Origin of the sequence: Streptomyces sp. NBC_00582 (assembly GCF_036345155.1) — a bacterium.
Classification (GTDB): domain Bacteria; phylum Actinomycetota; class Actinomycetes; order Streptomycetales; family Streptomycetaceae; genus Streptomyces.
In genome coordinates this window covers 945,048-958,626 of the sequence record NZ_CP107772.1, presented here as the reverse complement: position 1 = coordinate 958,626, position 13,579 = coordinate 945,048, and the positions used below count along the sequence as shown (strand labels likewise).

The 13,579-nt window shown below is 70.8% G+C and carries 11 protein-coding genes; 5 read left to right on the top strand and 6 right to left on the bottom strand.

Translation table 11 applies throughout. The features are described from left to right. Window positions 1-51: 51 nt before the first annotated feature. Window positions 52-540, top strand: a complete 489-nt coding sequence (locus OG852_RS03695; protein WP_330347061.1) for a hypothetical protein — start codon at window positions 52-54, stop codon at window positions 538-540. 45 nt (window positions 541-585) lie between these two features. On the opposite strand, the gene OG852_RS03690 is transcribed toward OG852_RS03695, so the two are convergent. Continuing rightward, entirely contained in the window at window positions 586-2,940 is a 2,355-nt protein-coding gene (locus tag OG852_RS03690) for an NACHT domain-containing protein (protein WP_330347060.1), read from the bottom strand. A gap of 346 nt (window positions 2,941-3,286) precedes the next feature. Between OG852_RS03690 and OG852_RS03685 the strand changes: the two genes are divergently transcribed. Further along, window positions 3,287-5,884 (top strand): SpoIIE family protein phosphatase, encoded by a 2,598-nt coding sequence (locus OG852_RS03685; protein ID WP_330347059.1) that lies wholly within the window; start codon window positions 3,287-3,289, stop codon window positions 5,882-5,884. Window positions 5,885-6,035: 151 nt separating this feature from the next. Here OG852_RS03685 and OG852_RS03680 read toward each other — a convergent pair whose 3' ends face one another. The 5 genes from OG852_RS03680 to OG852_RS03660 all read right to left on the bottom strand — a co-directional run bounded on the left by OG852_RS03680 (window position 6,036) and on the right by OG852_RS03660 (window position 11,196). Next, window positions 6,036-7,295, bottom strand: a complete 1,260-nt coding sequence (locus OG852_RS03680; protein ID WP_330347058.1) for an Nramp family divalent metal transporter — start codon at window positions 7,293-7,295, stop codon at window positions 6,036-6,038. A gap of 161 nt (window positions 7,296-7,456) precedes the next feature. Continuing rightward, complete coding sequence (locus OG852_RS03675; protein WP_330347057.1) at window positions 7,457-8,185, bottom strand: GntR family transcriptional regulator; 729 nt, start codon at window positions 8,183-8,185, stop codon at window positions 7,457-7,459. 32 nt (window positions 8,186-8,217) lie between these two features. Next, window positions 8,218-9,051 (bottom strand): alpha/beta hydrolase, encoded by an 834-nt coding sequence (locus OG852_RS03670; RefSeq protein ID WP_330347056.1) that lies wholly within the window; start codon window positions 9,049-9,051, stop codon window positions 8,218-8,220. Then, complete coding sequence (locus OG852_RS03665) at window positions 9,044-10,129, bottom strand: maleylacetate reductase (RefSeq protein WP_330347055.1); 1,086 nt, start codon at window positions 10,127-10,129, stop codon at window positions 9,044-9,046. Before OG852_RS03665 ends, OG852_RS03670 begins: the two co-directional genes overlap by 8 nt. A 110-nt stretch (window positions 10,130-10,239) precedes the next feature. Further along, window positions 10,240-11,196, bottom strand: a complete 957-nt coding sequence (locus tag OG852_RS03660) for a hypothetical protein (RefSeq protein WP_330347054.1) — start codon at window positions 11,194-11,196, stop codon at window positions 10,240-10,242. Between the two features lie 211 nt (window positions 11,197-11,407). Here OG852_RS03660 and OG852_RS03655 point away from each other — a divergent pair, with 211 nt between their 5' ends. The 3 genes from OG852_RS03655 to OG852_RS03645 are packed head-to-tail and all read left to right on the top strand — an operon-like array spanning window position 11,408 to window position 13,577. After that, entirely contained in the window at window positions 11,408-12,259 is an 852-nt protein-coding gene (locus OG852_RS03655) for an N-acyl homoserine lactonase family protein (RefSeq protein ID WP_330347053.1), read from the top strand. Then, complete coding sequence (locus OG852_RS03650; RefSeq protein ID WP_330347052.1) at window positions 12,256-13,182, top strand: NAD(P)-dependent oxidoreductase; 927 nt, start codon at window positions 12,256-12,258, stop codon at window positions 13,180-13,182. The genes OG852_RS03655 and OG852_RS03650 overlap by 4 nt, the downstream gene beginning before the upstream one ends. After that, a complete protein-coding gene (locus tag OG852_RS03645) occupies window positions 13,179-13,577 on the top strand; it encodes a cupin domain-containing protein (protein ID WP_330347051.1) in 399 nt (132 codons plus the stop codon). The genes OG852_RS03650 and OG852_RS03645 overlap by 4 nt, the downstream gene beginning before the upstream one ends. The last annotated feature ends 2 nt before the right edge of the window (window positions 13,578-13,579 follow it).

The window sequence follows — 13,579 nt, the reverse complement described above, 5'->3', positions numbered from 1 at the left end:
CGGCAGCAGCGCGTATCCGCCGGGGCCGAACCGAAGGGTGGGGGAGTGCCGATGGATCCGATCTCAGCGGCTGTGCTGGCTGCTCTGGCGGGCGGTATGGGCGGCGAGGCCGGTCGGCAGGCGTGGACGGCGCTGAGCGCGTTGATCCGCCGTCCGTTGCGGCGGGGCGAGGGCGACGGTGCGCTCGTCGTGAGTTCCGGCGAGGGCGAACTGAGCGCACTGGCCCAGAACCCCGGTGAACTGGAACGGGCCCAGCGCTTGAGCACGGCCCTGGCCGTACGTGCCGCGCTCGACGCGGAGTTCCGCCTCGCCCTGGAGCACTGGTGGCGGCGGACGGAATCGGTGCGCACGGGTGAGGGCGCGGTGACGAACCGGATCAGCGGCGGCACTCAGTACGGCCCCGTCGTCCAGGGCAGGGACTTCTCCCATCTCAGCATCAACGGGCCGGGTCCGGCCGAACATGGCGGGGCCCATGGACCCACGGGCCCGGCCCCGGAGGCCGGGCCGCCTTCCGACGCGGGCGCGACGGACAGGGACTGAGCCGAAGCCGACGCCGGTCGAGGTGCCCTCGTCCGCGCCCGCACCTCACTTCCTGCCCGCGAGGCGGCGCTGCAGTTCGGTGTGGCGCAGCTGGTGGGTCGCTCCGACCTGCCGCAGCACTCCGCGTCGGTGGGCGTCCGTGAGGAAGGGCATGAGCCGCCACGGCACGTGGCCGAGCAGGGCCAACCACCATCGGGCGAGCGTGAACGATCCGTATCCGGCCTGGAGGAAAGCCCAGGCCAGACCGGTCGCCAGCCCGTCGGCCACGCCCGCCAGGGCTCCCGGCCAGGGACCCAGGACCGCTCCGACGACGAGGGAGGCGGCAAGGCCGATGGCCAGGCCGCCCGCCAGGGCCGTGGTCCAGAACGTGACGCGGTCCTGGTCGAGAACGGTCTGGGGGGCGGCCGCGACGGTCGCTTCGGCCGGCCTCGCCTCCAGCCCCGCTCCGAAGGAACCGCCGGCGGCGGCGACCAGACCCGACGCCAGCCCGGCCGCCGGACCGGCCTGCAGGGTGACCGCGATCCCGAGGACGAGGCCACCCCCGAGACCGGTGAGGATGCCGAGCGGCGACCAGCGCAGTCCCCGCGCGGGTCGGCGGCTGCGGCCCAGGGTGACCACACAGGCGGCGGCGACGGCGAAGCCCACACTGTTCACCAGGGGCGCCGAGTCCCCCATCTCGGGCTCGCCGACGAACGCCCCCACGAAGGACGCCGCGACACCGCCCGCCAGCCCGGCCCGGAAACCCCCGAGGAAGCCGGGGACCAGGCCCAGCGCGAGCCCGCTGACGAGATAGCCTGCCGGGCTGTCGATTCCGAGCATGAAGCGCATACCGAGCCCGAACGCCGACCCGAGGACGCTGCCGACCAGACCTCCCGCAAGTCCGCGGTTGAAGCTTCGGGTGGGCGGACTCCACCGCCGCCCGACCACCGCCACGGTGACACCGACGAGCATGCCCACCCCGAGCCACGGGCCGAAGGGCATCACCACGCCGGCCGGCACCGCGACCAGCCCCACGGCGACTCCGGCCAGCACCCTCGGCGCCGCGTCGGCAAGGTCCCACCATCGCAGGTCGGTGGTCCCGTGCTGGCGATGTTCCAGGTCACGGGCGAGGAACGTCAGGAAGTGGACCGCCTGCTCGGGCGTCCACGTGCGCCGTGACCCCGAGGAGCCGGGCGGTGCCGGGGCCCGGGTTCCGCGCCGGGGGTAGGAGGCAGGGATGAAGGCGTCCAGCAGATGCGTCCGAATCACCTCCGATGTGGGGAACCGTCCGCGGTCCAGAAGGTCGTACGGGCGGCCGGCGGGGCCGCGGTCCTCCTGGCCGGAGTCGTCGACGGTGTCCCGCGCCGCGTCCGGCGAGGGGGTGTAGGCGACACGGGCCAGGTACGCCATGAGCGGCGTCGTGAGCGCCTCCCCGAGGGGATGGGGGCCGGGCTCGGCAGCCAGCGCGGCGAACACGGCCTGCCAGCGGGCTTCGTTGGCCGGCCCGCCCGCGGAGTCCCGCAGGTACGACGCGACCGTCGCCCGGTCCAGCGGCTCGATCTCGACGCCCGCCGCTCCGGCCACCCGCACCTCGCGCCCGTCGGCGGGCCGGACGGTGGCCGCGAAGGGGACGCTGCGCGAGCTGAGGACCATGCCGAGGTCCGAATGGAGGGCGAGGGCGTCGTTGATCCGGGCGATCGCGCGGCCCCGCACCCGATCGGGGATCTCGTCCAGGCCGTCCAGCACCAGGGTGAGCGACCCGGAGTCCAGCAGCTGCCGTCCCTTGGTGATCCCCACCCGGCCCGCTTCCCCGAGCCACGGGTAGTCGATGCCCAGTCGTTGTTCCAGCCACGGATCCAGGTCATCCCGGTCCGGATCCCATGAGGCGAGTGGCACCAGTACGGGCACCGGGTCCCCGGGACGGCGACGCGCGAGCAGGTCCAGCACCAGCCGCACCAGCAGCATGCTCTTGCCTGAACCAGGTTCCCCGAGGACGACCAGCCGGCTCGTGGGCACACTGGCCAGTTTCATCACCAGATCACCGCCGCTCCCGGACAGCGCCTCCGGCCCGGACGCCCATTGGGACGGTGCGGCGGACAGGGCTCGGCCGACCCCGGTCGTGGCCAGCCGGACCAGCGAGCGCCAGGGTTCCATGAGCTCAGGGGCGGCGGGGCGCCACCTGACCGGAAGGGGATACGGGTCGTTCAGGCGCCGCAGTGCGGCCTCCGCCCGCCACTGGCGCCGGACGGCGAACGCGAGGTCGTCCGCCGCCTGGGCCAGGGTGGCGTCCCCGGCCGCAGGCTGGACGAACTCGTTGATGGTGACGCCACCGAGGAAGTCCCGGCCCTGGACGAAAGGCCCGCCGGTCCCCGAGATGCTGTTCCGGGTTTCCCCGCTTCCCGTGCTCCCGTTCCCGGGCACATCCGGTTCCACGAACGATCCCCCCGTCGTCGTCCATCGCGGATCAGGTTACCCAGCCGCCTCCAAATCCATGGAAGGTAAGGGAAGTTGCCGCGGCGGCGAACGTGTCCTGCGTCGGTTGACCGTTCCTTGGTGCTTCTGGGGTCCCTGTCGTCTCGAGTGGCTGGTGGGGTGACAGAGGCGGTGACGTCTCCCGCGCTGAGAGGGACAGCTCGGAGACAGGCCCGTGACGGGGTGGGGTGACCAATGCTAGAAAGGCCGGATGGAAGACCGCTTTGCCCGATTCCGGCACATATCGCGGCTATGGCCACTGATGCGGAAGAACTCGCGAAGTGTCGCGGGGCAGATGTTCCTCATGCAGGTGGCGCTGGTGGTGCTGCTCGTGGCATTCGCCGTCTTCGCCCTTGTCCTGCAGTCGCAGCGGCACACCAACGCCGAGGCCAAACGCAGATCCATAGCCGTGGCGCAGACGTTCGCGCACTCCCCGGGTGTGCTGTCCGCACTGCGGGCGCCCGATCCCTCGAAGGTCCTGCAGCCGCTGACCGAGTCCGGACGCAAGGCCGCGGGCGTCGACTTCGTCGTCGTGATGGACACGCAGGGGATCCGCTACACCCACCCCCTGCCGGACCGGATCGGGAAGCGGTTCGTGGGAAAGATCGAGCCGTCGCTGGCGGGGAAGGTCTACACCGAGAGCGTGCACGGCCCCCTCGGCGAGGAAGTCCAGGCGACGGTGCCCATCCGCAACACCCAAAGCCACGTGGTGGCCCTCGTCTCCGCCGGGCTGAAGGTCAAGAACGTGACCGGTCTGGTCGAGCGGCAGATACCGATCATCCTGACCGCCGGGGCGGTCGCCCTCGCAGCGGCCACCGCCGCCACGGTGCTGGTGAGCAGGCGGCTGCGACGGCAGACCCACTGCCTCGCCCCGAACGAGATGACCCGCATGTACGAGCACCACGACACCGTGCTGCACTCCGTGCGCGAAGGGGTGCTCATCGTCAACGACGAGGGGCGGCTGCTGCTGGCGAACGACGAGGCCAGACGGCTCCTGGAGCTGCCCGCGGACGCGGAGGGACAGCATGTGTCCCGGATGCCGGCCCTCGAACCGGACATGATGTCGCTGCTCAGGTCCGGCCGCGAGGCCAATGACGAGGTGCATGTGGCCGGACCGCGCCTGCTGGTGGTCAACCAGAGGCCAACGGACCGCGGCGGAGGCCCCAAGGGGACCGTCGTGACGCTGCGCGACTCCACGGAGCTGCGGGCCGCGTCGGGCAGGGCCGCGATCACCGGGGAGCGGCTGAAACTCCTCTACGACGCCGGACTGGGCATCGGCACCACCCTGGACGTGATCCAGACGGCCGACGAACTCGCCCGCATCGCCGTCCCCCGTTTCGCCGACTTCGTCACCGTGGACCTGGCCGACGCCGTGTTGCACGGCGAGGAACCGGCGAGCACGGCGAAGGACATGAGACGCGTCGCCGTATGCGGTGTCCGCGACGACCAGCCGCTCTACGAGAAGGGCCGGCTGATCGACTTCGTGCCCTCCACGCCCCAGGCGCGCGGCTACGGCACCGGCCGCTCGGAACTGGTGACCGACCTGTCCACCGCCACGGGATGGCATCTGCAGGACCCGGAGCGCACCGGCCTCATCGTGGACTACGGCATCCATTCCCTCATAGCGGCTCCGATCCAGGCCCGCGGTGTCGTCCTGGGCATGGTCAACTTCTGGCGCTCCGAGGAGCACGACCCCTTCGACCAGGAGGAGCTCTCGCTGGCCGAGGAGCTGGTGGCTCGTGCCGCGGTCAGCATCGACAACGCCCGCCGGTACACGCGGGAGCACGCCCTGGCGGTCACTCTCCAGCGCAGTCTGCTGCCGCGAGGCCTGCCCGAGCAGAGCGCCCTCGACGTCGCCTACCGGTACCTCCCGGCGCAGTCGGGGGTGAGCGGGGACTGGTTCGACGTGATTCCCCTGCCGAGCAGCCGTGTGGCCCTCGTCGTCGGCGACGTGGTCGGCCACGGCCTGCACGCCGCCGCGACCATGGGGCGGCTGCGGACCGCGGTGCACAACTTCTCCACGCTCGACCTGCCCCCCGATGAACTGCTGAGTCATCTGGACGACCTGGTCGGGCGCATCGACCAGGACGAGGCGTGCACGGAAAGCCCCGCCGCCGTCGTGGGCGCCAGCTGCCTGTACGCGATCTACGACCCCACGACGCGCCGCTGCACCATGGCACGCGCGGGACACCCGGCTCCCGCGCTGGTCCATCCCGACGGAGACGTCACCTTTCCCGACCTGCCGCCGGGACCACCACTGGGTCTCGGCGGCATGCCCTTCCAGGCCGTGGAGCTGGACATCGCCGAAGGCTCCCAGCTCGTGCTGTACACCGACGGTCTCATCGAGGACCGGACCCGCGACCTCGACGAGGGGATGGAACTCCTGCGCAAGGCCCTGGCGGGCCACCCCGAGCGCGCGCCGGAGGAGAGCTGCAAGGCGGTGCTGGGAGCGCTGCTGCCCGAACGCCCTGCGGATGACGTCGCTCTGCTCATCGCCCGCACCCATGCGGTCGAGCCGGATCGGATCGCCGAGTGGGACGTGCCCCCCGATCCGGCAGCCGTCGCCGGCGTACGGGCCGCGGCGACCGACAAGCTCGACGCATGGGGGCTGACCGAGCTGGGCTTCACCATGGAACTGGTACTGAGCGAGCTCGTCACCAACGCCGTCCGCTACGGTTGCGAGCCGATCCGCATGCGACTGGTCTACGACCGCACGCTGATCTGCGAGGTGGCTGACGGCAGCAGCACCTCCCCTCACCTGCGCTACGCCGCGACGACCGACGAAGGCGGCCGGGGCCTGTTCCTGGTGTCGCAGCTGACCGAGCGCTGGGGAACCCGGTACACACCCCAGGGCAAGGTGATCTGGGCCGAGCAGACGCTGCCGCGACACTGAGTCCCGGGCCGGAACCAGCAGCGAGTTTCTGTCGCATCAACGTCAACGGCTCCGGCATCTCGCTCGGCCGCCCCGTCGGCGCGACCGGCGCACGTCGTGGGCGTCGGGCCTCGTCCATGTGACGCCAAGCCGGCCGGGCCGACACCTTGACTCAGCCGAAGAAGACCTGCTGCAGCAGATAGAGGTTGATGCCGGAGATGAGCAGAGCCGCCACCCACCCCGCGAAGGTGGTCACGGGGCGGTTGACCAGATCGCCCATCAGATCCCGGCGGCGGCTTATCAGCACCAGGGGGATCAGCGCGAACGGGATGCCGAACGAGAGCACCACCTGAGATGCCAGCAGCACCATGTCCGGCGACATGCCGACCGCGAGGACGGTCAGCGCCGGTGCCATGGTAATGGCCCGCCGAAGGAACAGAGGGACCCGCATCCGCAGGAACCCCTCCATGATGACCTGGCCGGAGTAGGTGCCCACGCCTGAGGAGGAGAGGCCGGACGCGAGGAGCGCGGCGGCGAAGGCGAGCGCGGCGCCGCCTCCGACGATCCGGCCGAAGCCCTGCTGGGCGCTGCCGAGACTGCCGTCGAAGCCCCCGGCGGCATCGTGGAAGACGGCGGCCGCGACGCAGAGCATCGAGAGGTTGATCAGTCCGGCCAGGCTCAGGCCCAACGTGGTGTCGACGCGCAGTGTGCGCAGGGCGCGTCGGCGCTCGGCCGGGCCCTGCGGCGCTTGCCGCTGTGCGGTGAGGGCCGAGTGCAGATAGATGACGTGCGGCATGACCGTCGCACCGATGATGCCGATGGCCAGCACCACGGAGTCGGTCCCGTGGAAGTCCGGCACCATCCCCGAGGCCACCCCTGATGCGGACTGGCCGCCTGCGGCGGCCATGGTGTACGCGAAGCCCAGGGCGATGACGCCGAGCAGGAAGACGATCGCTGATTCGAAAGGGCGGTAGCCGCGACGCTGGAGGGCCAGTATTCCGAAGCTCGCCACGGCGGTGATCAGCCCGGCAGGCAGCATGGGCACGCCGAAGAGCAGATAGAGACCGATCGCCGCGCCCACGAACTCCGCCAGGTCGGTGGCCATGGCCACGACCTCGGCCTGTGCCCACAGTCCCACCACGGCCGGGCGGCGGAAACTGTCCCGGCAGAGCGTCGGCAGGTCGCGTCCTGTGGCCAGACCGGTCTTCGCCGACAGGTACTGGATGAACATGGCGACCGCACAGGCCGAGACGAGGACCCAGACGAGCAGGTAGCCGTGCCGGGCTCCCGCCTGGAAGTTGGTGGCGAAGTTGCCGGGGTCGACGTAGGCGACGGCGGCGACGAAAGCGGGCCCGTAGTAGGCGAGGCGGCGCCGCCGGACGGCGGCCCCCTGGGCGAGGGGTGGGGCTGGTGCGGAGATGCCGGTGCTCATCAGGGGCTCCTGCGAGTCGGAAAGGGGAGTGAGGAGGCCTGTTGGCAGGACCGAAGCCGCAGCAAACAGAATGTATGTACGTAATATCGTCATACAATACTGCGGCGTGCGGATCCGAGCAATGGAGTGGGATCAACGCGGTTCGCGCTCTTGGCTCCCGCTCAGTCCAGCGCGGTGCCGGACTCGGGTCCCCCGAGGGCCGCCAGCGCCCGGAAGCCCGCTGCGTACGAACGGTCCACATGCGTGGCGCAGGCGAGAACGGCCCGTTCGGCGTCCCGGTCGGCCAACGCCTCGTAGATGCTGCGCAGCTCGGCTCCCGCGGCACGCGCACGGCCCGGCGAGCACAGGGAGGCGCACATCAGTACGACGATCCGCGCCCGCAGTTTCGCCAGGGCGTCCAGTGTGACCATGACGCCGGCAGCACGCAGTAGCAGTCCGTAGAAGTTGTCCCGTGCATGCAGCAGGGCCGACGGGTCCGGCGGGAGTTCCGCCAGGTCCTCGAACTCCATCAGAGCGCCGTACAGGGCCCGGAGCTGGGAGTCGGAGGCGTGTGCGACGAACCGCCGCACCGTGACCTCCTCCAGAGCACGCCGGACCTCGTCGATCTCGGCGGCCTCCTCGGGCGAGGGCACGCACACCACGCATCCCTCGTCCACGGTGGTCAGCCAGCCCTGCTCGCACAGGTCACGGAGGGCCTGACGTACCACGCTCCGCGAGACGCCGGTGCGTCCCACGACCAGGTTCACGTCGAGCCGCTGCCCCGGAACCAGCCGAGACCAGCAGATGTCCTCGCGCACCGTTCGCAGGACGCGATCCCTGGAGGAGGCCATCACTGAGGCCGTCTCCAGGCGCGAGAAGGGCTTCCTTGCCCACGAGCCTTCGTGCTCCACGGCAGTGAGGCTACGGCCGGTTCGTCATACAATCAATGCCTTGTGTGGCGCGATTTCGACGTGTGCGTCCGCGTGGTGAGTTGGGTGGTCCTCACGGTCGTCACGGTCCTCGCGGTCGTCACGGGGAGGGACGGCTCTCCCCCCGGGTGCGCGCCCTCCGCGACCTCCTGGGCCCGCTCCAGCAGGCGAGTGCGCAGCATACGCCGCAGACGTACGACAGAGTCCTCGTTGAGGTGGTGCAACGGGTCGTCGTACGTGGTCAGCTCGATCCTCGCCCCCAGGGAGGCCAGGGCGCCGGCCGTCCGCTCGGCCCGCACGAGGGGGACGAACTCGTCCTCCTCCGCGCACAGGAGCACGACCTCGGTGCCGGTCAGCCCGCTTTCCGGCCGGGCGGACCAGGGCTTGGCCACCGGCCCGAGATGGCCCCCGGTGTGCAGGAACGCGCCCGCGCATGACGGCTGCTCCCGCAGCAGGTACTCGGAGAGCAGACAGGCTCCCTGGGAGAAGCCGAACAGCACCACGTCCCGTGCCGCCCATCCCATACGCTCCAGGTCGGCGAGGTGGGTGCGTACCGTCTCGAGGGCCTGGCCCAGGCGTGGCTGGTTCTCCTCCAGCGGCGCGAGGAAGCCGCGCGGATACCAGGTGTCGGCGTCGGCCCCCGGCACGACCCAGGCCACGCCCGGGAGGCCGACCCGATCGGCCTGTTCCCCCATGAAGGCCGGGCCCTGTCCGCGCCCGTGCACCGCGTAGACCACCAGCCCGGCCCGGTCGAGGGGCGCGCCGTGCAGCAGCGGCGGGCGCGCCAGGTGCGGGTTGTCGGGTGTGATGGTGAAAGCCGTCGTGTCCGGCTCGGGCGCCTCAGGCATCTCGGACCGCCTTGCCGTCTCGTGGTGGCTCCCCGGCCCATGCGCGGGTGAGCAGGTCGGTCAGTTCTCCGGCGCCGACCGGGACCGGGTTGTCCTGCGGCACGTACGGCAGGATCAGGCCGGCCGCCTCGGGGATGTCCTCGCGGCGCATTCCGTGGTCTGCCAGTGCGCGGGGGGCGTCGAGGGCTTCACGCAGCGCGTTCAGTCCGCTCACCGGCGTGGCACTGCCCAGGGCGGCGGCGATCCGGTGGGCCGCGTCCGGGGCGCCCGGCGCGTTGAGCTGCAGCACGTAGGGCAGCACGGTGGCGTGGGTCTGGGCGTGCGGCAGGTCGTACGCCCCGCCCAGCACATGACAGATCTTGTGGTGCAGCCCCGAGCCGGCGGAGGCGAAGGCCACTCCGGACAGGTAGCAGCCGTACAGCGTGGCGTCCCGTCCGTCGATGTCGTCCGGCTCCCGGACGATCCGGCGCAGCCCGTCCGCGACGGCCCGCAGGCCCTCCATCGCGAAGGCCTGGTTGACCGGATTGGTCCGCGGGGCCCACATCGAGTCGACGCAGTGGGCGATGGCGTTGAGTCCGGAGGCCACCGACAGACCGACGGGCAGCGACAGGGTGAGCTCCGAGTCGTACACCACGGCGACCGGGAGGACGGCGTCGTCGACGCCGGTGGTCTTGCGGGCGGCTTCCGTGAGTCCCCAGACGTTCGTTGCCTCGGAGCCGGCGTACGTCGTGGGCACCGCGACGATGGGCAGTCCGGTGGTGAGCGCCACGGCCTTGGCCAGTCCGGTCGTGGAGCCGCCGCCCACGCAGACGACGAGGTCGGCGCCGCACTCCGAGGCCGCGGCGCGGGCCGCCTCGGCCTGCTCCACGGGCACGTGGGGCCGTACGTCGGAGTGCCGCAGCACCACCGGAAGGTCCGCGGTGACGCGGTCGGCGATCGCGGATTCGGCCGGCGCGGCGATCACCATGACTCTGCGGGCGCCCAGGCGGGCGGCCTCCGTGGCGAGGTTGCGGGCGGCGCGGCCGTACCCGAAGAGGACGCGTTGGCCGAGCGTGATGTTCTTGAAGGTGAGGCTCACTGTTCGTTCCTGTCGGGGCGGGCGGGGACGATGGCGCGCGCCGGGGCCCGGGCGTGATGGGTGCGGCCCGGGCCCCGGGCGTGTGCGGGAGAGCGGAGGGGCGGGGCCCGTCAGTCGGTCGTGACCGGCTCCAGGCGCGCGAGGATGTCGTCCCGCTCGCTCTCGAACTGCGGCGGCAGCATGAAGTTCTTGCCGAGCTCCTCGGGAGACTCGTCGCAGTCCCAGCCGCCCTCGTCGTCGGTGACCGCCAGCTCGAACAGGGCGCCGCCCGGAGTCCGCACGTAGTGGGACTTGAAGTAGGTGCGGTTCTTCAGCTCGGAGATGTCGGTGTAGCCGGCGCCCTCGATGTCGAACCGGACGGCGGCCTGGTTCTCCAGGGTGTCGAGGTTCCAGGCGAAGTGGTGGTAGGTGCCCGCGCCGTAGCGCCAGGTGCCCTGCTCGTCGGAGCGGTTCCCCCGCAGCTCGATGAAGTTGCCGTACTCCTGGGTGCCGACCTGGAAGGAGGCCAGGTCGCCGTCCTCCTCGACCTTGCCCTGGGAGAAGAACGCCTCGTTCCCGAAGTCGACCATGCGGTCCTGGTCGTACACATGGATGCCCATGCCGTGGATGCCGTGGATGGCGGCCTCGGGGGACACGCCGTTGCCGGAGAAGCCCTCGCGCGGGTCGTTCTCGTTGCCGACCAGGACGTATTCGATGCCGGAGGGGTGGAGGAACGCGACCCGGCCCCGGCCGAGGGCCTCGAAGCGCCTGGCCTCGATGTCGTGCTCGCCCAGCCGCTTCACCCAGTAGTCGAGGGAGCCGGCCGGAACGGAGAGGAGAACCTCGCGCGCCTGGTTGGTGCCCCGCTTGCCGTACAGCCCCGCCTGGGCCCACGGGAACGTGGTCACCACCGACGACGGATCGCCGTTCGCGTTGGAGTAGTAGAAGTGGTAGATCGGCGTCGAACCGTCGTACAGCACGGTCTTCTTGATGAAGCGCATGCCCAGGACTCGCGTGTGGAAGTCCACGTCCTCCTGCGCACCACCCACGGACAGCGTCACGTGGTGGGAGCCGACGAGATAGGTCATTGCCCGGTTCTCCTTGTCTGGTAGCGCCGTGCCGGAAAGGAAGCTCCCAGCAGCGCCGCATGATTGTCATACGATATGACGGCCGAGGTCAAGAGAGGTCTCGCCGGTTACCCGCCATGGAGCTGCATGGCGGGGCTGTCTCGGCGTTGCGCGAGCCCCTGGTCTGCGCTAACGTGCGCCAGTAATTGTACGACAATCATACGGGGTGACAGTGAGCGCATCACTCGCCGACGACACGTACGAGGTGCTCATCGTGCGGTACGCCTCCCGTACGACGACCCGTGGTCAGGTCTTCCTCAACCACCACCTGTACGGCGAGCCGGACGGTCCCATCGGGATGGACTACTACGTCTGGATCGTGCGCAACGAGCGACGCACGATCGTCGTCGACACCGGCTACAGCGAGCTCGGCGGGCGCAACCGGAACCGGGGTCACCTCATCCATCCCGGGGAGGCGTTCAGCCGCCTGGGGGTCGAGCCGGCCGAGGCCACCGTGGTCCTCACCCACGCCCACTACGACCACGCGGGCAACGTGGACCTGTTCCAGGACTCCCAAGTGATCGTGCCGCGGACCGAGTTCGACTTCTGGACCGGCGACTGCGCGCGCCGCTTCCAGTTCCACCACACCGTGGAAGAGACCGAGATCGACCATCTGCGGACCGTCCACAAGCAGGGCCGCATGGTCTTCCACCACGGCCACAAGGAGATCGCCCCCGGTGTGGAGCTGATCGAGCTGGGCGGCCACTCGCCCGGACAGGCGATCCTCACCGTCAACACCAGCGAGGGCCTGGTGCTGCTCGCCTCCGACGCCACGCACTACTACGAGGAGTTGGAGCGCGACCTGCCGTTCCTGGTCGTGGCCGACCTCGAGGCGATGTACCGGGGATTCGACCACATGAACCAGCTCATCGCGGACCGCGACGCGATCCTCGTCCCCGGCCACGACCCGGCCGTGCTCGACCGCCACCGGCGGCTCGACGGCCCGATGGGCGAGTTCGTCGCGGTCATCGGAGGCGCGCCGAATGGCCGCCTCAACGGTGTTCAGAGCGGAGGAACGGCATGACCGGCACCACAACGCCGCTGGGCTTCATCGGCCTCGGCAACATGGGCGGGCGGATGGCCCGCCGCCTGGTGTCCGCCGGGTACGAGGTCCTCGGCCACGACACCCGCCCGGAGAACGTCACCGCGTGCGGGGCGATCCCCGCCGAGTCCGTCGCCGAGGTGGCGCGAAGGTGTGACGTCGTCCTTCTGTCCCTGCCGGAGAGCAAGGTCGTCGAGGCGGTGGTCCTCGGGGAGCGGGGTGTGCTGGCGGACGCTCGCGAGGGGCAGGTCGTCGTCGACCTGAGCACCTCGGCGCCCGCCTCCACCACGCACCTGCACGAACTACTCGCCCAGCGGGGAGCCACCCTGCTCGACGCCGGTATCTCCGGCGGCGCGGCGGCTGCGGAGAAGGGCACGCTCACCCTCATGGTCGGCGGGGACACCGCGACCCTCGACCGGGTGCGCCCGCTGCTCGCGGCCTTCTCCGCCAACGTCTTCCACTGCGGACCCGTCGGCGCCGGTCACACGGCCAAGCTGCTCAACAACTTCCTCAACGCCGTCGCCCTGTCGGCGACGGCCGAGGTGATGGTGGCCGGGCGCAAGGCGGGACTCGACCTCCAGGTGCTCCTCGACGTGCTCAACACCAGCTCGGGGGTGAACTTCGCGACGCAGAACCGCTTCCCGAAGATCATCCACGGCGACTACCTCAAGGGCGGCCTGACCAACGCGCTGATGATGAAGGACGTCCTCGCCTACGTCGACCTCCTCACGAGCCTCGGCGTCGCGAGCCCCAACTCCGCCGCCCCCCTCGCCTCCTTCGGACTGGCCCTGCAGCTGGGCTACGCGCAGGACATCAGCAACACCGTCGTCGACGCGATCGGCGACCTCTCCGGGCGCGTCCGCGTCCACGACGGCGCGTACGACGCCGGGAAGGACAAGTCGTGAAGCTCATCCACGGAACCACCCAGCACGGCCCCGGGAGCAAGACCGGCTCGCGGTTCACCGGCACCGTGCACGCCCACCTCACCATGCCCGCCACCGACGGCGTGACCATCAACACCGTCAACTTCGCACCGGGCGCCCGCACTTACTGGCACACCCACGAGCACGGCCAGATCCTCCAGGTGCTCGCCGGGAGCGGCTTCGTAGCGACCGAGCAGGACGGCGTCCGCCCACTGCGGGCCGGCGACACCGTGTGGTGCCCGCCGGGCGAGAGGCACTGGCACGGCGCCGCCCCCGATTCCTATCTGACCCACACGGCCATCTCGCTGGGGAAGACCGCCTGGGCCGAGGAAGTCGGCCACGAGCAGTACCCCGCTCCCGTCACCGCAGAGGACTGAGA

What these genes read in the sequence shown, in the direction of transcription:
- OG852_RS03695 (WP_330347061.1), top strand. Translation starts at nt 52, where the DNA reads ATGGATCCGATCTCAGCGGCTGTGCTGGCTGCTCTGGCGGGCGGTATG.
- OG852_RS03685 (WP_330347059.1), top strand. Translation starts at nt 3,287, where the DNA reads ATGTTCCTCATGCAGGTGGCGCTGGTGGTGCTGCTCGTGGCATTCGCC.
- OG852_RS03680 (WP_330347058.1), bottom strand. Translation starts at nt 7,295, where the DNA reads ATGAGCACCGGCATCTCCGCACCAGCCCCACCCCTCGCCCAGGGGGCC.
- OG852_RS03670 (WP_330347056.1), bottom strand. Translation starts at nt 9,051, where the DNA reads ATGCCTGAGGCGCCCGAGCCGGACACGACGGCTTTCACCATCACACCC.
- OG852_RS03660 (WP_330347054.1), bottom strand. Translation starts at nt 11,196, where the DNA reads ATGACCTATCTCGTCGGCTCCCACCACGTGACGCTGTCCGTGGGTGGT.
- OG852_RS03650 (WP_330347052.1), top strand. Translation starts at nt 12,256, where the DNA reads ATGACCGGCACCACAACGCCGCTGGGCTTCATCGGCCTCGGCAACATG.